The organism is Pseudomonas allii (assembly GCF_055380095.1).
Map to the genome: position 1 here is coordinate 6,314,094 of NZ_AP039450.1, position 24,735 is coordinate 6,338,828.

The 24,735-nt window shown below is 61.1% G+C and carries 25 protein-coding genes; 9 read left to right on the forward strand and 16 right to left on the reverse strand.

All coding sequences use genetic code 11. The features are described 5' to 3' along the window. Nucleotides 1-9 precede the first annotated feature (9 nt). A complete protein-coding gene (gene ppk1 / locus ACZ445_RS29090; RefSeq protein ID WP_058426437.1) occupies nt 10-2,232 on the reverse strand; it encodes a polyphosphate kinase 1 in 2,223 nt (740 codons plus the stop codon). An 18-nt stretch (nt 2,233-2,250) separates the two neighbouring features. Continuing rightward, entirely contained in the window at nt 2,251-3,264 is a 1,014-nt protein-coding gene (gene hemB / locus ACZ445_RS29095) for a porphobilinogen synthase (protein ID WP_179029083.1), read from the reverse strand. Nucleotides 3,265-3,472: 208 nt separating this feature from the next. On the opposite strand from hemB, the gene ACZ445_RS29100 reads away from it, so the two are divergent. After that, nucleotides 3,473-4,108 carry a DedA family protein gene (locus ACZ445_RS29100; RefSeq protein ID WP_058426693.1) on the forward strand — a complete coding sequence of 212 codons (636 nt, stop codon included), beginning with the start codon at nt 3,473-3,475 and terminating at the stop codon, nt 4,106-4,108. Here ACZ445_RS29100 and ACZ445_RS29105 read toward each other — a convergent pair. Beyond that, on the reverse strand, nt 4,089-5,324 hold the full coding sequence (locus ACZ445_RS29105) for a sterol desaturase family protein (RefSeq protein WP_179029084.1): 1,236 nt from the start codon (nt 5,322-5,324) through the stop codon (nt 4,089-4,091). The two genes, ACZ445_RS29100 and ACZ445_RS29105, sit on opposite strands and share 20 nt — an antisense overlap. Before the next feature lie 116 nt (nt 5,325-5,440). On the opposite strand from ACZ445_RS29105, the gene elbB reads away from it, so the two are divergent. Then, nucleotides 5,441-6,106, forward strand: coding sequence for an isoprenoid biosynthesis glyoxalase ElbB (gene elbB / locus ACZ445_RS29110; protein ID WP_464707843.1), 666 nt, complete (start codon nt 5,441-5,443; stop codon nt 6,104-6,106). A 200-nt stretch (nt 6,107-6,306) separates the two neighbouring features. Here elbB and ACZ445_RS29115 read toward each other — a convergent pair whose 3' ends face one another. Beyond that, the gene (locus ACZ445_RS29115) at nt 6,307-6,762 is read right to left on the reverse strand and encodes a YaiI/YqxD family protein (RefSeq protein WP_058426433.1); all 456 of its coding nucleotides are present in this window, start codon (nt 6,760-6,762) and stop codon (nt 6,307-6,309) included. A gap of 2 nt (nt 6,763-6,764) precedes the next feature. After that, nucleotides 6,765-8,660 carry an FTR1 family protein gene (locus ACZ445_RS29120; RefSeq protein ID WP_464707844.1) on the reverse strand — a complete coding sequence of 632 codons (1,896 nt, stop codon included), beginning with the start codon at nt 8,658-8,660 and terminating at the stop codon, nt 6,765-6,767. 74 nt (nt 8,661-8,734) lie between these two features. Here ACZ445_RS29120 and ACZ445_RS29125 point away from each other — a divergent pair, with 74 nt between their 5' ends. The 5 genes from ACZ445_RS29125 to ACZ445_RS29145 are packed head-to-tail and all read left to right on the forward strand — an operon-like array spanning nt 8,735 to nt 12,087. After that, nucleotides 8,735-8,911, forward strand: coding sequence for a hypothetical protein (locus ACZ445_RS29125; RefSeq protein ID WP_464707845.1), 177 nt, complete (start codon nt 8,735-8,737; stop codon nt 8,909-8,911). Nucleotides 8,912-8,946: 35 nt separating this feature from the next. Next, complete coding sequence (locus ACZ445_RS29130; protein ID WP_058426431.1) at nt 8,947-10,341, forward strand: COG3014 family protein; 1,395 nt, start codon at nt 8,947-8,949, stop codon at nt 10,339-10,341. Between the two features lie 10 nt (nt 10,342-10,351). After that, nucleotides 10,352-10,723: a YcfL family putative periplasmic lipoprotein gene (locus ACZ445_RS29135; protein ID WP_008439304.1), complete on the forward strand. Its 372-nt coding sequence runs from the start codon at nt 10,352-10,354 to the stop codon at nt 10,721-10,723. A gap of 32 nt (nt 10,724-10,755) precedes the next feature. Next, nucleotides 10,756-11,343 carry a penicillin-binding protein activator LpoB gene (gene lpoB, locus ACZ445_RS29140; RefSeq protein WP_058426430.1) on the forward strand — a complete coding sequence of 196 codons (588 nt, stop codon included), beginning with the start codon at nt 10,756-10,758 and terminating at the stop codon, nt 11,341-11,343. A 3-nt stretch (nt 11,344-11,346) separates the two neighbouring features. Further along, on the forward strand, nt 11,347-12,087 hold the full coding sequence (locus tag ACZ445_RS29145; RefSeq protein WP_058426429.1) for a hypothetical protein: 741 nt from the start codon (nt 11,347-11,349) through the stop codon (nt 12,085-12,087). Nucleotides 12,088-12,228: 141 nt separating this feature from the next. Here the strand turns inward: ACZ445_RS29145 and ACZ445_RS29150 are convergent, their stop codons facing one another. The 3 genes from ACZ445_RS29150 to ACZ445_RS29160 form a co-directional block, all read right to left on the reverse strand. Further along, a complete protein-coding gene (locus ACZ445_RS29150; protein ID WP_028618426.1) occupies nt 12,229-12,861 on the reverse strand; it encodes a LysE family transporter in 633 nt (210 codons plus the stop codon). A gap of 88 nt (nt 12,862-12,949) precedes the next feature. Next, nucleotides 12,950-13,522 carry a mechanosensitive ion channel family protein gene (locus ACZ445_RS29155; protein WP_028618427.1) on the reverse strand — a complete coding sequence of 191 codons (573 nt, stop codon included), beginning with the start codon at nt 13,520-13,522 and terminating at the stop codon, nt 12,950-12,952. Continuing rightward, complete coding sequence (locus ACZ445_RS29160; protein ID WP_179040878.1) at nt 13,522-15,432, reverse strand: ATP-binding cassette domain-containing protein; 1,911 nt, start codon at nt 15,430-15,432, stop codon at nt 13,522-13,524. The genes ACZ445_RS29155 and ACZ445_RS29160 overlap by 1 nt, the downstream gene beginning before the upstream one ends. 50 nt (nt 15,433-15,482) lie before the next feature. On the opposite strand from ACZ445_RS29160, the gene ACZ445_RS29165 reads away from it, so the two are divergent. Then, entirely contained in the window at nt 15,483-15,950 is a 468-nt protein-coding gene (locus ACZ445_RS29165; RefSeq protein ID WP_058426427.1) for a TIGR02444 family protein, read from the forward strand. Here the strand turns inward: ACZ445_RS29165 and ACZ445_RS29170 are convergent. Next, nucleotides 15,947-17,062, reverse strand: coding sequence for an AlgP family protein (locus ACZ445_RS29170; protein WP_464693859.1), 1,116 nt, complete (start codon nt 17,060-17,062; stop codon nt 15,947-15,949). The genes ACZ445_RS29165 and ACZ445_RS29170 overlap by 4 nt on opposite strands. A gap of 192 nt (nt 17,063-17,254) precedes the next feature. Here ACZ445_RS29170 and ACZ445_RS29175 point away from each other — a divergent pair, with 192 nt between their 5' ends. Further along, complete coding sequence (locus ACZ445_RS29175) at nt 17,255-17,932, forward strand: FKBP-type peptidyl-prolyl cis-trans isomerase (protein WP_058424203.1); 678 nt, start codon at nt 17,255-17,257, stop codon at nt 17,930-17,932. 53 nt (nt 17,933-17,985) lie between these two features. On the opposite strand, the gene ACZ445_RS29180 is transcribed toward ACZ445_RS29175, so the two are convergent. The 7 genes from ACZ445_RS29180 to ACZ445_RS29210 form a co-directional block, all read right to left on the reverse strand. Next, the gene (locus tag ACZ445_RS29180) at nt 17,986-18,444 is read right to left on the reverse strand and encodes an Rsd/AlgQ family anti-sigma factor (RefSeq protein ID WP_058424204.1); all 459 of its coding nucleotides are present in this window, start codon (nt 18,442-18,444) and stop codon (nt 17,986-17,988) included. Nucleotides 18,445-18,654: 210 nt separating this feature from the next. Beyond that, nucleotides 18,655-19,176, reverse strand: a complete 522-nt coding sequence (locus ACZ445_RS29185; RefSeq protein ID WP_058424205.1) for a disulfide bond formation protein B — start codon at nt 19,174-19,176, stop codon at nt 18,655-18,657. A gap of 236 nt (nt 19,177-19,412) precedes the next feature. Further along, nucleotides 19,413-20,654: a heme biosynthesis protein HemY gene (locus tag ACZ445_RS29190; RefSeq protein WP_058424206.1), complete on the reverse strand. Its 1,242-nt coding sequence runs from the start codon at nt 20,652-20,654 to the stop codon at nt 19,413-19,415. Nucleotides 20,655-20,659: 5 nt separating this feature from the next. Next, the gene (locus ACZ445_RS29195; RefSeq protein WP_058424207.1) at nt 20,660-21,772 is read right to left on the reverse strand and encodes a uroporphyrinogen-III C-methyltransferase; all 1,113 of its coding nucleotides are present in this window, start codon (nt 21,770-21,772) and stop codon (nt 20,660-20,662) included. 18 nt (nt 21,773-21,790) lie between these two features. Beyond that, nucleotides 21,791-22,549, reverse strand: coding sequence for a uroporphyrinogen-III synthase (locus tag ACZ445_RS29200; RefSeq protein WP_058424208.1), 759 nt, complete (start codon nt 22,547-22,549; stop codon nt 21,791-21,793). Further along, on the reverse strand, nt 22,546-23,487 hold the full coding sequence (hemC, locus tag ACZ445_RS29205; RefSeq protein WP_058424209.1) for a hydroxymethylbilane synthase: 942 nt from the start codon (nt 23,485-23,487) through the stop codon (nt 22,546-22,548). The genes ACZ445_RS29200 and hemC overlap by 4 nt, the downstream gene beginning before the upstream one ends. Before the next feature lie 138 nt (nt 23,488-23,625). Then, nucleotides 23,626-24,372: a LytR/AlgR family response regulator transcription factor gene (locus ACZ445_RS29210; RefSeq protein WP_058424210.1), complete on the reverse strand. Its 747-nt coding sequence runs from the start codon at nt 24,370-24,372 to the stop codon at nt 23,626-23,628. Nucleotides 24,373-24,735: the final 363 nt, after the last annotated feature.

The window sequence follows — 24,735 nt, forward strand, 5'->3', positions numbered from 1 at the left end:
CGTCGGTTTTTAATTCACCGTCAGAATCGGACTACCCAACTTCTCCAACAACGTCGCCTGCGCACTGCGCGGGTTCTGGTTGCCGGTCGGCGTGTTGCGCACGTAGCGACCGTCCGACTGCAGGCTCCAGCTGTGGGTGTTGTCGGTGAGGTAGCTTTCCAGCTCCTTCTTGACCCGCATGATCAGCTTTTTGCCTTCGACCGGGAAGCAGGTCTCTACACGCTTATCGAGGTTGCGCTCCATCCAGTCAGCGCTGGAGAGGAACATCTGTTCTTCGCCGCCGTTGAGGAAGTAGAACACCCGCGTGTGCTCCAGGAACCGGCCGATGATCGAGCGCACGTGAATGTTGTGCGAAACCCCGACAATCCCAGGGCGCAGGCAGCACATGCCGCGCACCACCAGGTCGATACGCACGCCGGACTGGCTGGCCTTGTACAGCGCGCGAATGATCTTCGGATCGGTCAGCGAGTTGAACTTAGCGATGATGTGCGCCGGCTTGCCGTCGAGGGCGAACTGGGTTTCGCGGGCAATCATGTCGAGCATGCCCTTCTTGAGCGTGAACGGCGCGTGCAGCAGCTTCTTCATGCGCAAGGTCTTGCCCATGCCGATCAGTTGGCTGAACAACTTGCCGACGTCTTCACACAAGGCGTCGTCGGAGGTCAGCAGGCTGTAGTCGGTGTAGAGCTTGGCGTTGCCGGCATGGTAGTTACCGGTGCCCAAGTGGGCGTAACGCACGATCTCACCGGCTTCGCGGCGCAGGATCAGCATCATCTTGGCGTGGGTCTTGAAGCCGACCACGCCATAGATCACCACCGCACCGGCTGCTTGCAGGCGGCTGGCCAGTTGCAAGTTGGATTCTTCGTCGAACCGCGCACGCAACTCGATCACCGCGGTGACTTCCTTGCCGTTACGCGCGGCGTCGACCAGGGCATCGACGATTTCCGAGTTGGCGCCGGAACGGTACAGGGTCTGGCGTACGGCCAACACATGCGGGTCCTTGGCGGCCTGGCGCAGCAGGTCGACCACGGGCGTGAAGGACTCGAACGGGTGCAGCAGCAGGATGTCCTGCTTGCTCACTACGCTGAAGATGTTCTCGCTGTTTTGCAGCAGTTTCGGGATCTGCGGGGTGAATGGCGTGTATTGCAGCTCCGGATGGCTGTCCAGGCCGGTGATGCTGAACAGGCGCGTCAGGTTCACCGGGCCATTGACTTGATACAGCTCGGTCTCGCCCAGGTTGAACTGCTTGAGCAGGTAGTCCGACAGATGTTTCGGGCAGGTGTCGGCCACTTCCAGGCGCACCGCATCGCCGTAGCGTCGCGAGAAAAGCTCGCCGCGCAGGGCACGGGCCAGGTCTTCGACGTCTTCGGAGTCCAGCGCCAGGTCGGCGTTACGGGTCAGGCGGAACTGGTAGCAGCCTTTTACCTTCATGCCCTGGAACAGGTCATCGGCGTGGGCATGGATCATCGACGACAGGAATACATAGTTATCGCCAGCGCCCCCCACCTCTTCCGGTACCTTGATGATCCGTGGCAACAGACGCGGCGCCGGGATGATCGCAAGGCCCGAGTCGCGGCCAAAGGCGTCGATACCTTCCAGCTCCACGATGAAGTTGAGGCTCTTGTTCACCAGCAACGGAAACGGGTGCGTCGGGTCCAGGCCGATCGGTGTGATGATCGGCGCGATCTCGTCGCGGAAGTAGCGACGCACCCAGGTCTTGATCTTGGTGGTCCAGTGACGGCGACGGATGAAGCGGACCTGATGTTTTTCCAGCTCCGGCAGCAGGATGTCGTTGAGGATCGCGTACTGGCGGTCCACGTGGCCGTGCACCAGCTCGCTGATGCGCGCCAGGGCCTGGTGCGGCTGCAAGCCGTCGGCGCCAGCCTGTTCACGGGCGAAGGTGATCTGTTTCTTGAGGCCGGCAACACGGATCTCGAAAAACTCGTCCAGGTTGCTGGAGAAGATCAACAGGAACTTGAGCCGCTCCAGCAGCGGGTAGGACTCATCCAGCGCCTGTTCCAGCACGCGGATGTTGAATTGCAGTTGTGACAGCTCGCGGTGGATGTACAGGCTGCTGTCATCCAGGTTGGTCACCGCCGCTACCGGGGCCGGCACGGGCGGTTCGGCCACCACTACGGGCGCGGCGGGCTCATGCTCCGGCGGGGTCTCGGTGACTTGTTCAACCACCGGGTGAGCGTCTTTTACGGCAACTTCTGTGAGTCCTTCGGTATTCATCGAGTGTTCCTGTGAGGGCTATTGTTGCTCTCTAAGCAATTGGGCGGCGCGGGCGGCGAAGTAGGTCAGAATGCCATCAGCCCCGGCGCGTTTAAAGGCTGTCAGGGATTCAAGGATCACCCCTTCACTCAGCCATCCATTCTGTATTGCAGCCATGTGCATCGCGTATTCGCCACTGACCTGATAAACAAAGGTCGGCACTTTGAATTCGTCTTTGACCCGGTAAAGGATGTCCAGGTACGGCATCCCCGGCTTGACCATCACCATGTCAGCGCCTTCGGCCAGGTCAGCCGCCACTTCGTGCAGGGCTTCGTGGCTGTTGGCCGGGTCCATCTGGTACGAGGCCTTGTTGGCCTTGCCCAGGTTCAGCGCCGAGCCCACCGCATCGCGGAACGGGCCGTAATAGGCGCTGGCGTATTTGGCCGAGTAGGCCATGATCCGCACGTTGACGTGGCCGGCCAGCTCCAGGGCTTCGCGAATCGCCTGGATGCGGCCGTCCATCATGTCTGACGGCGCAACCACCTGGGCGCCGGCTGCCGCATGGGACAAGGCTTGCTTGACCAGCGCATCGACGGTGATGTCGTTTTGAACATAGCCGTCTTCGTCAAGAATGCCATCCTGCCCGTGGGTGGTGAACGGGTCCAACGCCACGTCGGTGATCACCCCAAGCTCCGGAAAACGCTCGCGCAGGGCACGGGTAGCACGCTGGGCGATCCCGTCCGGGTTCCAGGCTTCGGCAGCATCCAACGACTTGAGTTCAGCCGGCGTGACCGGAAACAGTGCCAAGGCCGGAATCCCCAGTTCAACCCAACCAGCGGCTTCTTGAAGCAACAGATCAATGGTCAAACGCTCCACGCCCGGCATCGAAGCCACCGCTTCCCGACGATTTTCCCCGTCCAGCACAAACACCGGCAGGATCAGATCGTCGGTCGTCAGCACGTTTTCACGTACCAGACGGCGAGAAAAATCATCACGACGATTGCGACGCAGACGGGTGGCGGGGAACAGGCGATTGGCAGGGGTAAAGCTCACGACAGACTCCTGAGCCCGGGTTTACGGGCGAGCGTTGCAGTTATAAGCGGCCATTATGACGAAGGTATGACAGTTGTGCTTAAGGATGCGACCTGTAGTCGCATTCGGCATTCCTGTAGGAATTGTTCACTTCGTGACACATCTCGATACTTTCATGAATCTTCACGAAGGCGTAGGCTGCGCGTTCATTTCGCCAGCACCCCAGACCATGCTTCAACAATTCCTGCATGACTTCGGCTACTTTGCGCTCTTCCTGGGCACCTTCTTTGAAGGCGAGACCATTCTGGTTCTCGCAGGCTTCCTGGCGTTCCGTGGATACATGGATATCAACCTGGTCGTGGTGGTTGCCTTTTTCGGCAGCTACGCCGGCGATCAGCTTTGGTATTACATGGGCCGCAGACACGGCCGCAAGCTGTTGGCACGCAAGCCACGCTGGCAATTGATGGGCGACAAGGCCCTTGAGCATATCCGCAAGCACCCGGATATCTGGGTACTGAGCTTTCGCTTCGTGTACGGGTTGCGCACCGTCATGCCCGTGGCAATCGGCCTGTCCGGCTATCCGCCGTTGCGCTATCTGATCCTCAACGGCATTGGCGCTGCGATCTGGGCCTTGGCTTTGGGCGCTGCGGCCTATCACTTCGGCGCGGTGCTGGAAGGTATGTTGGGCAGCATCAAGAAATACGAGCTGTGGGTATTGGGCGCCTTGCTGATACTGGGCTTCGGCCTGTGGCTGCGCCGTCGCATCAAAAATGCACGCATCGCCCGCGAGGCCTGCGCCGAGGCGAAGGCCCGGCTCGCGGCAGAGCCAGTCCCGGTCGAGCCGCCTAAGACACCAGTCGAGTAAACCGGCTTCTACAGCAGTAGAGGCCAATCACACTGAGCAAGCTATAGCTCAGCAGGCCCAGCCAGCCCAGGTTGCTGGCCGGCCATAATCCGACCAACGGCGCCAGCCACACCAACGGCACATTGAGCACCAGCCGCGAAAGCTCGGCCTTCAACGCCCACGGCCGGTTCTCCAGGGCCACGCCCAAGGTAAACAGCCCCAGCGCCATGGCACTCCAACCCAGGATCAATGCCGGCGTGGGCAAACCCTCGCCGAAATTCATCAGATAGCTGCCAAAGCCCACATAGGCCGCAAATTGCAGGGCGATGTACACCTGTTGACGCACATCCAGCGGCACATCGAATTTACGGAACTGGCTCAGGTCGTGCTTGGCCATCGGGTACTTGGCCTTCACGTCCGCCGGGCGCCACCCGGTGCGCATGAACCAGATGCGCAGCTTGTCCCACCAGCGCTCGGTGCGCCGCGCATCACTCCACAACTGGGCATAGAACTGCAGGTTGGCCCACAGCGGATTCCAACTGGCCAACGGCGTGGTCACGCCGAAAATCACCGGTTCGTTGTCGTCTTCCACCTGAAAGGTGCCGAACAGTCGGTCCCAAATAATGAACACCCCGCCGTAGTTGCGATCCATGTAGAGAGCGTTCTGTGCATGGTGGGCCCGATGATTGGACGGTGTGACGAAAAACCACTCGTACCAGCCGAGCTTTGGCACATGCCGGGTGTGCACCCAGAATTGATAGAGCAAATTGAGCGATGCCACGCTGATAAACACCACCAATGGCACGCCGAGTACGGCCAGGGGCAGGTAGAAGATCCAGCTCAGCAGGAAGCCGGTACTGGTCTGGCGCAGCGCGGTGCTGAGGTTGTAGTCCTCACTCTGGTGATGCACCGAGTGCGCGGCCCACAGGATGTTGCGTTCATGGCCCATGCGATGCAGCCAGTAGTAGCAGAAGTCGTAGAACACGAAGGCGAACACCCAGGTCCAGACGCTGTGGGCCGGCAGATCGATTACGGCAAGATGCTTGAGGGCGAACGCGTAGGTCAAAATCCCCACGCCCTTGGTCAGCAGCCCCGTGGTGGTGGACAGCACTCCGGTGCTGAGGCTGTTGATGGCATCCGCCACCCGGTAGTTACGCTCGCCGCGCCAGCGGTCGGCAAGCAGCTCTAGCACGATCAAGGCGATGAAAAACGGTACCGCGTAAGGCACGAAGTCCATGGTCTGGTCCGGTTTGTTTTTGTTACATCTAGATTAGGTGCAGCGGCACGAGAGCCCATTGGCAACAGATGACAAATTAGTAGACATTTAACGCCAAGAACCCAGGAGAAATGCCCATGAGCAAAAAGATTGCAGTGATCCTTTCCGGCTGCGGCGTGTACGACGGCGCAGAGATCCACGAAAGCGTGATCACCTTGCTGCGCCTGGACCAGCGTGGCGCTCAGGTCCAGTGCTTTGCCCCGGATATTGCGCAACTGCATGTGATCAACCACCTCACCGGCGAAGAGATGCCCGAGTCGCGCAATGTGTTGGTGGAGTCGGCGCGGATCGCCCGGGGTGACGTGAAAGATATCCGCGAAGCCAATGCCGGGGACTTCGATGCGCTGATCGTACCCGGTGGGTTTGGCACGGCGAAAAACCTCTCGAACTTCGCCGTGGAAGGCGCTGGCTGCAGCGTCAACCCGCAGGTGTTGGAACTGGCCGAAGCCTTCGCCGAAGCGGGCAAGCCCGTGGGGCTGATCTGCATCTCACCGGCCCTGGCGGCGAAGATCTACGGCCCCGGCGTGATCTGCACCATCGGTAACTGCGCCGATACGGCTGCCGCGCTGGACAAGATGGGCGCCACACACCAGGAATGTGCGGTGGAAGATATCGTCGAAGACGAGGCGCGCAAACTGGTGAGCACCCCGGCCTATATGCTCGGCAAGAACATCAGCGAGGTCGCTTCGGGGATCAACAAGCTGGTGGATCGGGTGTTGGAACTGACCCACGAGAACGACTGATAGCCCCGCACTCTGGCAAACCCGCTTGTTGGTAAACCGACTTGCTGTGGCAACCCGACTTACTGTGGCGAGCGGGCTTGCCCCGCGTTGGGTGGCGAAGCCGCCCCAATTAAGGCGATGCGGTGAGTCAGTCAGACCATGGCTGCAGGTTTTAGGGCTGCTGCGCAGCCCAACGCGGGGCAAGCCCGCCCGCCACAAGGTCAAGCCGAACGCATCAACTTTGTGAGAATGCGGTCCAACGCATTGGCAAACGCCTGCTTGTCCTTCTCCCCATGAGGCGGTGGCCCACCGCCCATCTGGCCTTGCTCACGCAGATCAGTGAACAAATTGCGCACCGCCAACCGTTCACTCATGTTCGCCGGGCTGAACTCCTTGCCGCGGGGATCAAGCGCCGTAACGCCCTTCTTCACCAGGCGGTCGGCCAGCGGCACATCGCTGCAGATCACCAGCTCCCCGGGCACCGCGTGTTCCACCAGGTAGTCATCCGCCGCATCCGGGCCGCTGGGCACCACAATCAGCTTCACACACGAGAAACTCGGCTTGATCTGGCTCTGACCGGCCACCAGCACCACCTCGAACTGGCGCTTGAGGGCGAACTTCACCACCTGGTCCTTGGCTGCCCGAGGGCAGGCGTCGGCATCAATCCACACTCGCATGGTTATGCAACTACCCTGCGTTTCTCGGCCAGGCGGCTGCGGCCGTAAAGCACCACAATCGCCAGGATCGCCACCGCCTGTGCACTCAACGAGTACGCATCGGCGTGGATGCCCAGCCAATCGAAATCAAAGAACGCCACCGGCCGCGTACCGAAGATGCCCGCCTCCTGCAACGCTTTCACGCCATGCCCGGCAAACACCACCGACAGCGCACACAGCAACGCCGCGTTGATGCCGAAGAACAACGCCAGCGGCAGTTTCGCCGACCCCCGCAGGATCACCCACGCCAAGCCCACCAACAGCACCAGCGCTGTGGCGCCACCCGCCAGCACCGCGTTGTGCCCGGCCGGGCCGGCTTGCAGCCACAGGGTTTCGTAGAACAGGATCACTTCGAACAACTCACGGTACACCGAGAAGAACGCCAGCACTGCAAAGCCGAAACGCCCGCCGCCGCCTACCAGGCTGCTCTTGATGTAGTCCTGCCAGGCGGCGGCGTGGCGGCGGTCGTGCATCCACACGCCGAGCCACAGCACCATCACACTGGCAAACAGCGCCGTGCAACCTTCAAGCAATTCGCGCTGGGCACCGCTCACGTCGATCACATACGCGGCCAATGCCCAGGTCGCCAGCCCCGCCAGCAGTGCCAGGCCCCAGCCGACGTTGACGCTACGCACCGCCGATTGCTGGCCGGTATTGCGCAGAAACGCAAGGATCGCCGCCAGCACCAGGATCGCTTCCAGGCCTTCACGCAACAGGATCAGCAAACCGGAGATGTAGCTCAGCGACCAACTCAAGCCATCACCGCCGAGCAGGCCGGCGGATTCAGTAAGCTTGCCCTTGGCGACGTCCAGGCGTTGCTGCACCTGTTCGACCGGCAAACCGTCCTGCAACGACTGCCGGTAGGCCATCAACGCCTTCTCGGTGTCCTTGCGCACGTTGGCGTCGACGTTGTCCAGCGAGCTTTCCACCAGCTCGAAACCTTCAAGATACGCGGCGACGGACAGGTCGTAGGCCTGCTCATGATCACCCTTCTGGAACGCCGCCAGGCTCTTGTCCAGGGTGGCAGCGGTGTAGTCGAGCAACTGCGCCGGGCCACGCTTGACCTGCGGCGGTTGCGCACGCTGGGCGCGGAACGTTGCGGCGGCGGCTGGGCCGTTGGCCGCCAGTACTTCATTGGGGGTCTGGCGGGCCAGGTCGGCAAGGTTGAACGGTTGCTCGCTTTTTGCCGCCGCCGGGTCGGCAGTAAAGCCGGCGATGTAGGTGGCCAGGTCCCAGCGCTGGCGGTCGTCCAGCTGGTCGGCGAAAGACGGCATGTCGGTGTCCTCAACACCCAGGCCCAGGGTGTTGTAGATCGCGTAGAGGCTCAGGCGATCCAGGCGCACGGCGTCACGCAGATTGGCCGGTGGTGGGGTCATGCCCACGCTGGCCGGGCCGTCACCCGCGCCTGCAGTGCCATGGCACACCGAGCAATGCTGGGCATAAAGCGGCGCGCCACGTGTTGGATCAGGGGTGATCGACGGGGCCTGGCTGACTTCATAGGCCACGGCCAGTTGGGCGCCTAATTGGCGGGCCTGGCGGGCGACTGTCGTACCGTCCTGATGGGCGGTTACAGCCGCTAACAGTTCGTCGACGCCTTTGACCAGCGCCACGCGTTCCGGGCGCTGCGGCAGCTCTGCCACCAACCCCTGCAACACCCCGAGAAACTCCAGCTGTTCGCGGTATTCAGATTCATCGATAACCTCGCCCGCCTCCACCGTCGCAGGGTAGTCAGCGCCAATGTAGTCCAGCAAATGCAAGGCTTGTGGGGCGCCCTCGGCCGTCGCGGCCAACAGGTTAACGCTGCACGACATCAACGCCGGCAATATCAGCCAGGCGAGAAAACGAAGGGGGGCAATCATGAACGAATCTCAAATGGAAATACGAAGTAACACATTGTTAAGCCTTAAAGGGTTTGACTCAAGGCGTAAGTGATTTGTCGTGGTTTGAGGCGAGGCATTTTCAGGAACGGACTAGTGGCGCTTTTGTCGATTTTGTCGATTTTGTCGATTTTGTCGGGCAAAAAGCCATTGTTTTGCCAGCAATGGTGCTTATAATGCCGCGCCCTGTTAGTGCGAAAGGGAATTTCATTCCTGGTTTTTATGAGGAATGACCACATCGGTTGATACTTTCAGGGAAGAAGTCTGCATGGCATTTCGCGCCTTACCTTCGCTCGCGCTCGCGGCGGTGACCTTGCTGTCCGGTTGTTCGATGTTCCGCAGCTACGACACGGAGCTGCAAGCCACCAACCAGCAACTGGCCACCGGCAATGTCGATGCTGCCCTGACGCTGCTGGAAAAGAACAACACCGGCGACGACAAGGATCTGCTCTATTTCTTCGAGAAGGGCGAGTTGCTGCGTGCCAAGGGTGATTTGACCGGCAGCCAGACAGCCTGGCGCAGCGCCGACCTGCAAGTCTACAAATGGGAAGAGTCGGTCAAGTTCGACAGCGCAAAATACCTCGCCCAGTTCGGCAGTTTCCTGGCCAACGACAAGGTGCGTCGCTACGAAGGCTATGACTACGAAAAGGTCATGCTGACCACCCAGATGGCGCTGAACCTGCTGGCCCTGAACGACTTCGACGGTGCGCGCATCGAAATCAAGAAGACCCACGAACGTGAAGCGGTGATCGCCGATCTGCGCGACAAGGAATACCTCAAGCGTGAGGACGAAGCCCAGCGCGAAGGCGTGACCACCCGGATGAAAGACCTGCGCGGCTACCCGGTGGAAGCCCTCGATGCACCTGAAGTGGTCGGCCTGAAAAACAGCTACCAGAGTGCGTTCAGCCATTACCTGGCGGGCTTCGTCTACGAAGCCCTGGGCGAAAAAGACCTGGCCGCACCCGGCTACCGCAAGGCCGCCGAATTGCGCCCCAATACCCCGCTGCTGGAGCAGGCCCTGCTGGACCTGGACAAATCCAGGGTCGGCGCCGATGAAACCGACGTGCTGATCGTGGTGCAAAGCGGCCTGGCGCCGGCCCGCGACTCGATTCGCCTGCCGCTGCCGATCCCGATCAATGGCAACCTGGTGATCACCCCGCTGTCGTTCCCGGTGATCAAGGCAGATACATCCACTGCCACGTTTGCCCAGATCGGCGTCGACGGCCAGCAACAGAACCTCACCGCACTCAACAGCACCACGGCCATGTCCCGCCGCGCCCTGCGCGATGACATGCCCGGGATCATCCTGCGCACCACCGTGCGGGCGGTCACCCGTGGCGTGGCGCAAAACAACCTGAACAAGACCAACCCGATGGCGGGCCTGGTGCTGGGCATTGCTTCGGCGGTCGCCGAAGGTGCCGACACCCGCACCTGGCGCACCCTGCCGGACATGACCCAGGTGACCCGCCTGCGCCTCAAGCACGGCGAACACCAGGTCAGCCTGCCCAACGCACTGGGCGGCACGCTGGTGACGGTCAAGGCCGACCAGCGCTATCAGGTGATCACCCTGCGCGTGGTCGGCAACCAAGTATTCGCCGGTGGCCTGGCCGCCCATGTGGTGCCGAACACCGCCACCCAGGCCATCGCCCTCAAACAACCGTAAGGAGCACGCTATGCGTCATTTCATCCTCGGCGCCCTGGCGCTGGTCCTGCTGGCCGGCTGCGCCACCCCGCCACCGCCGGAGCCCGGTAGCGCCGCGAGCAAAATCGTGGTGATGGGCAAGTTCAAAGGCATCGCTGTCGGTGCCATCCGCGTTGCGCGCGAGAACGGTTTCCTGACCGCCAAGGTGCAGTTGAGCAACATCACCAGCAGCAACCAGATGATGTACTACCGCTTTGCCTGGCTAGGTGCCGATGGTTTCCCAGTGGGCGATGAAGAGACCTGGAAAGTGCTGAACCTGTACGCCAACCAGGCGACCTTCCTGCCGGCGATTGCCAATTTGCCGCAGGCGGCGGACTTCCGTCTTGAAGTGAAAACCCCTTGAGCCGTCCTTCTTTGCTGCTGAGAGATTTCCCCATGTTTGCACGCTTCTCGATCCTTGCCATCGTTGCCGTCCTGGCCAGCGGTTGCTCCAACACTTCGCCGGTACTGGGCGGTAAGAACATCAGCTACGGCGATACCAAGGCCGTGGAACTGGTAACCAACGAGTTCGGCTCCACCGACCTGCAGATGATCGCCGAAAGCATGACCCGCTCCCTGGCCCAGTCCGGCATCCTGCAGGGTCGCCCGGTGGTGCAGGTGTATGACGTGAAGAACAAGACCAGCGAGTACATCGATACCCGCGAGATCACCACGTCGATCAAGACCCAGCTGATGAAGACCGGCACCGCACGCTTCGCCAGCGACAACACCGACATGCAAAGCCAGGTCGACCAGCTCAAGCTGCAGAACCAGAGCGGCCTGTACAAGAAGTCCACCGTGAGCAAGACCGGCAACATGGTCGCCGCCAAGTACCGCCTGGAAGGCTCCATCAGCTCCATCGTCAAGCGCAGCTCGGACTACAAGGACGTGTTCTACAAATTCAGCCTGCAACTGATCGACGTCGAGAGCGGCCTGGCCGAATGGATGGACGAAAAAGAAATCCGCAAGACCACGGAGCGCTAAGCAATGCGTGCATGGATCGGCATGATCGGCCTGCTGTGCGCCTTTGGCGCCTCGGCCGCCCCGAAGATAGCGGTGACTGACCTGGCCTACGAGGCGCGGGTCGAGGAATACATTCACCAAGTGTCGGCGAGCAACAACTTCCAGGCCAGCGCCTACCACGCCAGCGGTGCCTCGAACTACAGCGAGTACGAGAGCCGCACCAGCTACATCGAACAGACCGAGCTGCGTAAATTCAGCGGTGATATCAAGGGCGAGATCCTCAAGTCCCGACAGTTCCAACTGGTGCAAGGCACGCCTTACACCGCCGACGCCAAGGATGACGTCTACGACGTGATCAAGCGCATCAAGGCCGGTCACTTCAAGGGGGCGGACTACGTGCTGTTCGGCACGCTGTCAGACATCGACTTCACCCAGGAAATCAACGCCCTGGACCACACCAACAGCTACTCGGCGGTGCTGGGCCTGACGCTGGTGGCGGATTTCAGCCTGATCAATACACGCACCTACGAGATCACCTCGGCGTTTACCGCCATGGGTGAAGGCCAGGACACCAAGCTGGTGAACAGCCGCGATGTACGCGTCAGCCTGAACCGGCCGCGGGTGGTGAAGGAAGTGTCGAAAGCGCTGGGTGAGGATGTGGCGCGGCAGTTGGCAGAGCAACTGGGTGGCGGGTATCAAGACCCGGGCAAGCCTGCGTTGCGCAATAACCTGCCAAGGGATGAAGCGCCGAAGATCTTGCGCTGACGTCCTATTCACAAACACCGCAAAACTAATGTGGGAGGGGGCTTGCCCCCGATAGCAGTGGGTCAGCTACACGTTAGCTGACTGACACACCGCCATCGGGGGGCAAGCCCACTCCCACATTTTTTAATCCGGTGTTGTCAGTTATGCCGTGGCACGATGCAAGCTGGCGAGGAAGCCCGCAGCGCCCACAAACAACCCAGCAAACGTACGGTTCATCCGCTTCTGCTGCTTAGGCGTACGCAACAGACGCAACACCTTCGACGCCAGTCCCGTATACCCCGCCATCACCACCATATCGACGCAGATCATCGTCGCACCCAGAATCAGGTACTGGATCAGCAGCGGCGCCTGCGGGTTCACGAACTGCGGCAGCACCGCCAGCATGAACACCAGGGCCTTGGGGTTGCTGGCGTTGACCAGGAAGCCACGGAACATCATCGCCATCGGCTTGCCGATCGGGCGCACGGCCGCATCATCGGTCATGTCCATGGGCAAGGCACGCCATTGCTTGATGGCCAGGTACACCAGGTACGCCACGCCAAACCATTTGATCGCATAGAAGGCGGTGGAGGATGTCGCCAGAATGGCACCCAGGCCGCAGGCGACCACGGCAATCTGCATCGCCAGGCCCAGTTGCAGGCCGATGGCATTCCAGTAACCACGCAGGAAACCGTATTGCAGGCCGCTGGACATCGAGGCGATGGCGCCAGCGCCAGGGGAAAGGGAGATGATCCAACTGGCCAGGAAAAAGGCCAGCCACGTATCGAGTGCCATTACACACCTCAGGAGGGAGTTTGCTGTTGTGCCCTAAGCTAACTCCGCCGACCAAAGGATGGCTATAGATTTTTACAGGATGTGAATACTAGCGGTCGCCCGGAAAGACATGGGTACCTGGCCAACGGCGCACAGAGCGCTGGAAGAACAGGCTGTTAGGCACCTGCACCATCGCGCTGTCGGTACCGGCCTCGGCCACTTCGACCAGCGTGGTGTAGAGCAGGTTGATCGCCACGACCCTGCCCTTCACGCCCGGTTTGTCGACGGTATCCACCAGTTCGACGATATCACCCAGGCGGAAAGGTCCGACGGTGAAGATCAGAATGGCGCACAGCAGGTTGGACAACACCGACCACATGGCGAAGAACGCCACGGCGGCCACCGCGACAAACCCGGAAAGCGCCGTCCACAGCACCGTGGCGGACACTCCCAGGCGGCCCAGCACAAAGATCAACGCACTGCCCATGATCAGCCAGCGCAGGCCACCGCGCAGTGGCATCAGCAGTTGCGGCGGGAACGGGTAGCGCTCCCCCAGGCGAGTCAGGCCTTTGGCCACGAACCGCTGGGCGAGGTAGCCGGCCAGCAGGATCAACAGGATTTGCACACCGACCCATACGGGTTCGACCCACTGCGTCGGGATCGGCAGTTGCAACGCCTCCATCAGGACAGCGCCTCCAGCTGCGCTTGCAGGGTTTCGAGCAATTCGAGGGCTTCCATCCAGGTCTCCTCCAATTGCCCTTCACGCACCTTGAGCTTGGCCTGTTCGGCCAGCAGGTCGCGCAGTTCGTCCTTGCGGGCAGCTTCGTAGACGGCGCTGTCGCCCAGGCTAGTTTCGATCTTGGCCAGGCGCTCGTGCACCTTGCCCAGCTCGACTTCCAACTTATCGGCTTCACGCTTATGCGGCGCCAACTGCTGACGCAGTGCGGCGGCGGCCTGGCGCTGGGCTTTTTTGTCGGTCTTGTCCGGGTTGACCGGGGTGTTACTGACCGGCGCGTTGCGCAGGCGGTAATCCGTCAGCCAGCGCGCGTAGTCATCCAGGTCGCCATCGAACTCTTCGACTTTGCCATCCGCCACCAGCAGGAAGTTGTCGGTGGTGCTCTTGAGCAGGTGGCGGTCGTGAGACACCACCAGTACCGCACCGCTGAATTCCTGCAGGGCCATGGTCAGCGCCAGGCGCATTTCCAGGTCCAGGTGGTTGGTCGGTTCATCGAGCAGCAGCAGGTTCGGGCGGTCCCAGGCGATCAGCGCCAGGGCCAAGCGGGCTTTTTCGCCGCCGGAGAAGTTCAGCACCGGCTCGTCGATACGCGCGCCACGGAAGTCGAAACCACCGAGGAAGTCGCGCAAGGTCTGCTCGCGCTCGGTCGGCGCCAGGCGCTGCAGGTGCAGCAACGGGCTGGCCTTGGCGTCCAGCGAGTCCAACTGATGCTGGGCAAAGTAACCCACCACCGTGTTCTCGCCACGGGTCAGACGCCCAGCCAATGGCGACAGCTCGCCTGATAGGTTCTTGATCAGCGTCGACTTGCCCGCGCCGTTGGGGCCGAGCAAACCGATACGCGCACCCGGCGTGAGCTGCAGTTTCACTTTTTCCAGGATGGTCTTGTCGCCGTAGCCCAGACGCGCATCGGAAAGATCCAGCAACGGGCTTGAGATCTTCACCGACTCACGGAACACGAAGTCGAACGGTGAGTCGACGTGGGCCGCCGACAGCTCTTCCATGCGCTCAAGGGCCTTGATCCGGCTTTGGGCCTGGCGGGCCTTGGTGGCCTGGGCCTTGAAGCGGGCGATGTAGCTTTCCATGTGCGCACGTTGCGCCTGCTGTTTCTCGTAAGCCTGTTGCTGCTGGGCCAGGCGTTCGGCGCGGGCGCGTTCGAACGCGGTGTAGCCGCCACGGTAGAGGGTGATTTTCTTCTGTTCGACGTGGGCGATGTTATCGACCACGGCATCGAGGAAATCCCGGTCGTGGGAAATCAGCAGCAAAGTACCCTGATAGTTCTTGAGGAAGTCTTCCAGCCACAGGATCGCGTCGAGGTCCAAGTGGTTGGTCGGTTCGTCGAGCAGCAGCAGGTCGGACGGGCACATCAACGCCTGCGCCAGGTTCAGGCGCATGCGCCAGCCGCCGGAGAAATCGGCGACGGGGCGGTCCATCTGTTCGTTGGTAAAGCCCAGGCCGGCGAGCATTTTGCGCGCCCGGGCGTCAGCCGTGTAGCCGTCGGCGCTGTCGAGTTCCGAGTGCAGGCGCGCCTGTGCGGCGCCGTCCTGGGCTTTCTCGGCCTCGGCCAGGTCGTGTTGCACCTGACGCAGGCGCAGGTCGCCGTCGAGCACGTAGTCGATTGCAATACGGTCGAGGGTGTCGATCTCCTGGCGCATATGGGCGATGCGCCAGTCGGCCGGCAGCAAGCAGTCCCCGGAATCCGGGGTCAGCTCACCCAGCAACAGGGCGAACAACGTGGATTTGCCGGCGCCGTTGGCACCGATCAGGCCGGCTTTGTGACCGGCGTGCAGGGTCAGCTCGGCGTCTTCGAGAAGACGTTGCGGGCCACGCTGTAATGTTAGGCTTTGAAGTCGGATCATAATGGCGGCGGAGTCTACCAGCTTCGTTGGCCGCTGGCTTGGGTGTGAATATGTGCGCTGACCTGTGGAGCTTTGCCCTTTCGACTTACGCCCGCTCAGGGTGCGAGTCCGCTTGCCTGCGTTTGCAGGAGCAAGGTGCGGACGTGTGCCTGTTGCTATGTGGTGCGTGGCTGGAGCAGCGCGCGGTGGCAGCGACCGCCGAGCGCATGCAGGCGCTGAAACAGATCGCCGGGCCTTGGCAGACACACGTAATCAAACCGTTACGACAGGTGCGCATGCAATGGCGCGCCATGGCGCAGCAGGATGAGGAGTTGGCGGGGTTACGCGAGCGGGTCAAGGCCCTGGAGCTAGACGCCGAACGGCAGTTGCTGGCACGCCTGGAAGCGTTGGCTCAAACGTGGCCGACTGGCGATGCGGGGGACCGGCGAGGGTGGCTGGAAGGACTGGCGGCTGAGGATGCCGCCAACCTTGACCACGACGCGCTGCAACAGCTGCGCGTCGTGGCCACCAGTACTTAGGAAGCGCTAGTTGGGGTGGTGCTTGGCGCTACCGGGGCAGGCGTGCTGCTGGCCGGGGCAGTTGGAGCGGTGGATGCAGCCGGGGCGGCAGCAGGTGTTGCTGGCTTGGCAGCAGCAGGTTTAGCGGCTGGCTTAGCGCCTGGTTTCGCAGCAGCAGGTTTAGCCGCTGGCTTGGCGGCTGGTTTCGCAGCAGCAGGTTTAGCCGCTGGCTTGGCGGTTGGTTTCGCAGCAGCAGGTTTAGCCGCTGGCTTGGCGGCTGGTTTTGCAGCAGCGGTTTTAGCAGCTGGCTTGGCGGCTGGTTTTGCAGCAGCGGTTTTAGCAGCCGGCTTGGCGGCTGGTTTTGCAGCAGCGGTTTTAGCAGCCGGCTTGGCGGCTGGTTTTGCAGCAGCGGTTTTAGCAGCCGGCTTGGCGGCTGGTTTTGCAGCAGCGGTTTTAGCAGCCGGCTTGGCGGCTGGTTTTGCAGCAGCGGTTTTAGCAGCTGGCTTGGCGGCTGGTTTTGCAGCAGCGGTTTTAGCAGCTGGCTTGGCGGCTGGTTTTGCAGCAGCGGTTTTAGCAGCTGGCTTGGCGGCTGGTTTTGCAGCAGCGGTTTTAGCAGCTGGCTTGGCGGCTGGTTTTGCAGCAGGTTTTGTTACAGCTTTAGCGGGTGCCTTGGCAGCAACAGTTTTGCTCGCCGGCTTCTTCGCCGCGCTCGCTGCAACAGCTTTGGCTGGGGTACGAGCGCCCAACACCTTAGCCACGGCTTCCTTCACACGACCAACGCCCTGAGCCAGTTTCAGGCTTTCCTGGGCATCTTTTTTCAATTGGGAAATGTAGGCGCGGGTTTCAGCTTGGCGATCCTTGAGGGCGTCCAGCAGATCCTCAAGTTCTTTGACAGCGTCTTTGGCTTTGGCTTGTGCCTTGGCCTTGCCGGCAGTAGCGGCGTCTTGCAGTTTGGTGCGGGATTTGTGCAGCTTTTCTTGCGCTTTACCGCGTTGTTTTTCCAGCTTGGCGAGCAGTTTTTCTGCATCGGCCAACGCTTGGGAACAGGCGCTTTCCAGATGCTCGAGCAAGCTGCCCGAGAGTTGTTGGAGTAAATGCAACGGGGTATTAACAGGCTTCTGTTTGGCCGACATGGTTTACCTCCTGGCTGACGTGGGTGCGGCTCATACTAGCCCTCTGCTCTTACCGCCGCTAGGGCATGTTGACAGTATCGTTTGCCTTGCGTTGCACCGTGAGAAAATTCTTATCGATATAACGAAAATACGCGGCACTTTTTACGTCACCGCACTGGCATAATCCGTCGCACTTTCGGCGGGAGGATGCCCATGTCGCGTTACCTTTTTCTTGTGCTCGGCCTGGCAATTTCGGTGGCCAATGCGAGCGAACAATCGCCGGTAAAAAACACCGACCAGAACCAGCACGACCTCGCCTACAGCCTGGGTGCCAGCCTCGGTGAACGCTTGCGCCAGGAGGTTCCCGACCTGCAGATCCAGGCGCTGATCGACGGCCTCAAGCAAGCCTATCAAGGCAAACCCCTGGCGCTGGACAACGCACGCATCGAACAGATTCTGGCCCAGCACGAAGCACAAAACGAAGCTGATGCGCAGGCGCCTCAGAGCGAAAAAGCGCTCGCGGCCGAACAACAATTCCTGAGCAAAGAAAAAGCCGCAAAAGGTGTGCGCGAATTGGCGGATGGTGTCCTGCTCACCGAACTCACCCCAGGCACTGGCGACAAACCGAAGGCCAGCGACCAGGTTCAAGTGAAGTACGTGGGACGGCTACCCGATGGGACGGTGTTCGACCAGAGCGCGCAACCTCAATGGTTTCGCCTGGACAGTGTGATCAGCGGTTGGAGCAGCGCGTTGCAACAGATGCCGGTGGGCGCCAAATGGCGCCTGGTGATTCCATCAGCCCAGGCCTATGGCGCCGACGGTGCCGGCGAATTGATTCCGCCCTATACACCCCTGGTGTTCGAGATCGAATTGCTCGGTACCCGACACTGAGGCAATAAAAAACGGTGCGCCATGCGCACCGTTTTTTGTACCGCCGTCGTGGATCAAGCTTGAGTAGCAGACTCTTCCTTGTGGGCGTTGTGCAGCACTTCGATCAAGCAGTCTTCGAGTTCAAATCGCTCGTGAAGCAACGCGCCCAATTCCTTGAATTTATCCGCCACGCAGTTACCGGCATCACACAGGTCGGTGAACTCCAGCAGCTTCTCGGTGATGACATCGATACGCGGGTAGATGGTCTCCGCCAAATCCAGGCCACGCTGATCGTCGAAGGCCTCCGCCTCCTTGGTCAGTTGCTCGTAGACACCGAAATGGCCGGCTGACACGTAGTCCACCAACACACCACAAAAGTCCTGCAACGGTTCACGGTTCTCGGCCAGTGCTTCAGGCTTGGCGCCAAGAGCATCAAAGGCCCGAACCAGTTCGTGACGTGCCTTCAACCAGCTGTCGATCAGCTTGTGCACCCCACCCCAGCGTTCCTGAGCATTCTGACAACTTTCCAGCATGATGATCTCTCTTCCCTAATAGGGGCGCTGCCGCCTGGTGCCCGCGCAACACTTCAAGGATAAAGCAGCAGCCGGACAAGGCCGCATCTGACAAACGGTTTCAACAATACGTGCGGGCCAGATTATGCCCGCATGACTATGGCTTCAAGGTACGCAGGAGAGAAAGTTCATACAAGTGTTTAATCCCGTCCTACAAACTGCAACCCGATATCAGCGCCTCGCCAGGCGCAAACGTTGGCTCAAAAACAGCTGTGAAAATTGCATGACGCCCAGTATCAACATCCCAATGAAGAACAGCAGGCTCCACTCCGGCAGGCTCAAGTCAAACAGCGTCCAGTTGATCTCAACGCAGTCGACGGTGCCTTTGACGGTCAATTGCAGAGCCTGCCAAAACGACAGGTTTTCGATCATGTAATGCAGGCTGGGCCAGCAATCAGCCGACTGTCCCGGTGCGGCGTTTTGCAGCAGTACCTGGCGTACGGCGGTAATGGCACCCAGCAGTGCGAAGCCCATGCTCGCCAGCCCATACAGGTAGATAACCGAGCGCTTGGGGTTATGGAGGGCGGCGACCAGATTGACCAATGTAAAACCGGCCAGGAAACCCCGTTGCATCTGACACAGGAAGCAAGGACGCAACGACACCCCGAACTCGAGGTAAAACGAGGCGCCCAATGTCAGCGCACCCGCCAGGAACGCCAGGAAAAACAAGGAGCGTGAAGGGGCCAAAGACATGCTTTATCCGCATCGCGAAAGATAGGTCGCTACGGTAGAGGAAAGGCCTGACCGCTTTCAATACATGCAGGATCAGACGATTCCGCGAGAGGGTAAGGAGATCCCGCCAGAAGATGGAAGACTTTGGACAACAGAGCGTCGGACTTTGCCCACAATCGCGCTGATAACCGCTTTCCGAGGTTCTGAGGGTTTGGCTGCCAGAACTATTCGAGCCAACCCTCGCCTGTCTTCCTACCTCAAACCCGGGCCGGGACGGGTAGCGGTGAAGCCAGCAAACGGTTATCCAGCAACCCCAGCCCTTCCTGGAACAATTGGTTACTGCGCTCGGTATCACCCAGTTGGGCCAACAAGCGGGCCAGCTCGGCACAGGCCTCAGGGTTGCGCTGCACCTGCAGGCTGCTTTCCAGATAATCCCGCGCCTTGCCCCACAAACTGTTTTGCAGGCACAGACGGCCCAACGTCAGCAGCAGGCTGGCATCGCCAGGATGATCCTTCAGCCAACCTTCGGCAAACTTCAGCTGCCGGGCCGGATCGCTGCCACGCAACAGACCGTACAGCCGGATCAGGTGGCTGTCGTAACCACGCTTGATCGCGGCACGCAGTGCTTCCTCAGCCTTGGCGTCGGCGCCCAGTTGGCGCAATTGCTCGGCGTAAGCCAGGACCAATTGCGGCTCCTGACGCTGAGCGGACGTCAGTTGTTGCCAAGCCCGTTCAAGAGACTGCAAGCCGGCCTCGCCCTGTTCTCCGCGTTGGGCTGCGAGGCTGAGGTTCTCGCCCCACGCACGACGCTCAAGCTCGGCCAGTTCACTGGCGGGCAAGACTTTATCCTTGCGCAATTCCGGCAACAGGCGGATCACCGATGACCAATCGCCCCGCTGCTGATGCAAGCGCTGCAATTGGCGCAGCACCTGCGCATTATGGGGATGGCGTTCGTGCATCGCCTGCAAGGTGGTCAGCGCCCCCTCCGTATCACCACGGTCCAGTTGCAGCTGGGCATGGCTCAAGGCAACCGCCAGCTCGGCCTGAGGCTGACGCTCCAGGGCACGCTCCAGCAAACCATCGGACTCTTCGTAGCGCCCCTGCTCATTGGCAGCACGGGCTGCGCCGAGGTAGTACAGCAGTGGCTGACGCTCGGCTTCGGCAGCGCGGTGCAGGTGACGCTCGGCGCTGGCCCAGCGGCCTTCGGCGAGGTCCATCTGGCCTTGTTCGATGGCGATCTGCACGCGGCGGCTGCGGTTGCGCCGCGACCACGGGTTGACCACGCCACCGGAAGTGGTGACCAGGCTCAGCAACACGCGGATCAGATAGATCGCCAAACCGATGGCAAACACCGCCACCACGGTCGCCCACAGGCTCGACTCGTAATGCAGCACGTGCGGATAGGTGACCAACACGTAGCCAGTGTGTTTCGAAATGCCCACCGCCAGTGCCAGCGCGATGGCAATCGCCAGCACCAGGATCACATAGAAACGTTTCATCGGCTCTACTCCTGCTTCGCCGGCGTCGCCGCCGCCTTGGCTTCGTCGGCAGACAGATGACGCCGCTCAAGGTACGCCTGCACAGCCGCCAGGCTCGCAGCCAGGTCCGGCGTCACTACCGACACCGCCTTGGGCTCAAGCTCGGCGATACGTGCCAGCATCGCCTTGCTCTGCGGGTTGTCCTGGTTGAAGTTGTCCTGCAAGACGCTACGCGCTTCGCCCAGGGAGCGGCTGTAGACCGCCGACTCACCATTGAGCGCAGCCCATTGTGCTTGCTCCAGGGCCAGGCTCAGGGCCAAGCGCACCTGGTTCAAGCCTTGGCCGGCCAGCAGCGGACGAATGTTGTCGTCCGGGTTGAAGTCGATGCGGAAGTAGCGGGAAAGCTGCTCCCACCATTGGCTCCAGCGGCTTTCGGTGTCCGTGGTCGGGCGCCCTTGGGAAGCCGGCTCGGTCAACTGATATTCGGGGGCGATGGCCGCCAACTGCACGACCTGGTCGCGCAAGGCCGCCAATTGCAGGTACAGCCCGGTGCGGTCCGGCTGCTCGGTGCTGCGCAGCGCGGCAAGGCTCTTGGCCAATTGCTCGCGGGCAGCGTAGGAGCCGGGATCGCTTTGTTCGCGAAGAATCTCGTCGGCACCCTGTACCAGCGCCTGCGCACTGTTGATGTCCTGCAGGGCAGACAGACGCAGGCTCGCCAGGCGAATCAAGTGTTCGGCCTCGGCCAGACGCCAGTCCTTGCGGCTGGCGCCCAGCACGGTTTCCAGGCGCTGGCTCAGACGTTGCTGGTCGCCCTGCAACTGGGCCACCAAACGACGGCGCTCCTCAAGCTCATCCGCACCCGGCAACTGCGCCAGGCGCGCCGCCAGTTGTTGCTGGCTTTGCTTGAGGGACTGGGACTGGTCATCGAGGGTCTGCACCTGGCCCAACTGCTGTTGGCTGCTGGCCTGCAGGGCGCGGACCTGCCAGATCCCCCAACCGCCCGCGGCAACACCGGCGGCGCCGAGCAGCAGGGCGACGATTGCCAGGCCATTGCCACGGCGCGGCGCGGTGACCGGTGACTCAACCGGCGCATCAAGCGCGGGTTGGGTTTCATCTTTAGGCAAGGCTGTTTCGCTCACGTATCCGTCCTTTGCGTTTCAGAGAGTGGGAACGGTATAGCTCCGTATCGCCACTAACAAAGCCGCGGCACTCGCACCACGACAATCCACAACTTTTTCTGCACCGGCGGCCCGCGCCATCTCCTGGACTCGCGGGCTCGGCACGAACAACGGTAGCTGTGCCACTTGCGGCCAATCGGCTCCGGCCAGGGCTTGCAGGTGTAGAAAACCCTGCCCACTGCTGACCACCAGGCCGTTCAAGCGTTCCAACTGGATGCGTTGCATCAGTACCCCGGCGTGGTAGGCCGGCAGGAAACGGCGATACAACTCCAAGTAGTCGACACTAGCACCTTGCTCACGCAAACGCTCCGCCAGCAGCTCACGACCACCCTCGCCTCGCAGGATCAACACCTGGGCACCAGGGCGTGCGATAGCCTCGCGCAACGCAGGCAATTGAAGCAAGGCCTCGCTGTCGTCGCCAGTGGGAGGATAGTGAACGTTGAGGCCGTGATCCGCCAATACCTGCGCGGTGGCGGCGCCGACACTGAACCATGGCAACTGCGGCCATGGGCGATCCAGCTGCGCGACTGCAAGTCGCGCCGCCGGCTTGCTCACTACGATCACCGCGCAGTAGCGGCTCAGGTCATGGAAGACAGCCTGCTGTTCCGGAGTGACCGGCAGCGGCTCAATGTCCAGCAACGGCAAGCTGCTGCTGAAAACCCCCGCATCGGACAACGTGGCCGCCAGGGCCATCGACTCCTCGGCAGGCCGCGTCAGCAGCACACGCCATTCGGTCACTGCGGGCCGGCCTCGCCGTAAACTTTTTGCAGAATGGCACCGGCGCCCTTCTCCAGCAGCGCTTCAGCCACCTGGATACCGAGGGCAGTGGCATCACGTTGCGGACCACGGACCTCGGCGGTCAGCAGGGTGCCGCCTTCTGGATCACCCACAAGGCCACGCAACCAAAGGTTTTCACCTTCGAGCACGGCGTAGCAGGCGATCGGCACCTGGCAACCACCATTAAGGTGCTTGTTCAGGGCGCGCTCGGCCGTGACGCGCACCTCGGTATCGTGGTGATCGAGGGGTTTGAGCAGGGCATGGATTTCGCTGTCGGCGGTGCGGCATTCGATACCCACGGCGCCTTGTCCACCGGCGGGAAGGCTATCCTCGACGCTGATGGCTGAGGTGATACGGTCTTCAAAGCCCAGGCGGATCAAGCCGGCGGCGGCGAGAATGATCGCGTCATATTCACCGGCGTCCAGCTTCGCCAGGCGGGTGTTGACGTTGCCGCGCAGGAAGCGAATCTGCAGGTCCGGGCGGCGAGTCAGCAACTGTGCCTGGCGACGCAGGCTCGACGTACCGACGATGCTGCCCAGGGGCAACTCATCCAACGATGCATACGTGTTGGAAACGAAGGCATCACGCGGGTCTTCACGCTCACAGATGCAAAACAGGCCCAGGCCTTCAGGAAAGTCCATGGGTACGTCTTTCATCGAATGCACGGCGATGTCGGCTTCGTTTTCCAGCAGCGCGGTTTCCAGTTCCTTGACGAACAGGCCCTTGCCGCCGATCTTCGACAGTGGCGAGTCGAGCAGCTTGTCGCCACGACTGACCATGGGCACCAGAGACACCTTCAGGCCAGGGTGGGCCTGCTCCAGGCGTGCTTTGACGTATTCGGCCTGCCACAAGGCCAGGGCGCTTTTACGGGTGGCGATGCGGATTTCGCGAGAGGACATGGATCAATCCGTACTGAATAGATACGGCAGATAATAACAGCTCAGGCAAATACGCTTTGATTTGAATCAGCAAGTGCGGGGCCTCCCTGGCCACGTCGCACCGGGATATGGAATGCAGGCCTCGCTAAAGTCCGTGTTCTAAAGCTGCTGCATCATCTTGCGCACACCGGCCACATGCCGTCGGCTGACGATCAACGCGTCGCCGTTAAGGCCTTTGAGGAATAGCTGGAAATGCCCCAGGGGCGTGCGCTGCAACCGTTCGATGCGCTCACGGGCCACCAGCGCGTTGCGGTGGATACGCACGAAGCGGTCGCCGAATTCATCCTCAAGCGCCTTGAGCGGCTCATCGAGCAACACTTCGCCGCCCTGGTGACGCAGCGTCACGTACTTGTGATCGGCAATAAAATAGACCACTTCACCCAGCGGGATAAGTTCGATGCCTTTGCGGGTACGGGCGCTGATATGACTGCGTGGCCCGTTACCACTTTGGGCGGCAGGCTGAGTCAGGGCGGCAAGCTGGACGCGCGTTGGGCGCTCAGCCTTTTTGAGGGCCTTGAGCAAGGCGTCGCCCACCACCGGTTTGGTGAGGAAGCTGACACCGCTGGCTTCCAGCGTTTCCGCGGAAAACTCTTCAACGGCTGCGCAAAACACCACGGCAGGTGGCGACTCTCGTTCGCTCAATCGAGCCGCAACTTGCAAGCCATCGAGGCCCGGCATACGGATATCGAGCAACACCACATCCGGCTTGAGGCTGTCGATCAGCGTCAATGCCTCTTCGCCCGTGGTGGCGCTCGGCTCTAATACTGCGTAACCCTCGAGTTCACTGACCAGACGGCTCAGTCGCTCGCGGGCTTGGGGTTCGTCATCAACGATCAGGACATTCATATTGCGCTGGATTCCTGCGTGAGTCTCGCACAAGGATAGCGTAGACAGGTGCGGTGACTTGCGTCACAGCGATCCACGCTAAGACTAGCGCGAGCGGCAAAAAGTGCCCTGAGAGTGGCACCCATATTTACCCGGACCTGTTCAATAGCGCCCAAGACCTGCTGCCTTCGGGCATCGTCGTAGGGTTTGCTGATACACAATCCGAATACCCCCCTTTTTTAATGGATAGTCTGGGCTCTGACCGCATTACCCGACTTTGGTGCATTCACACACTATCAGTCCAACTGTAGACGCTCGCTGAGACGACATTGCTCAATCGTCAAATATCGTTTCAATAAAGCCCCTTCGCTCAGTCTCGTCCTG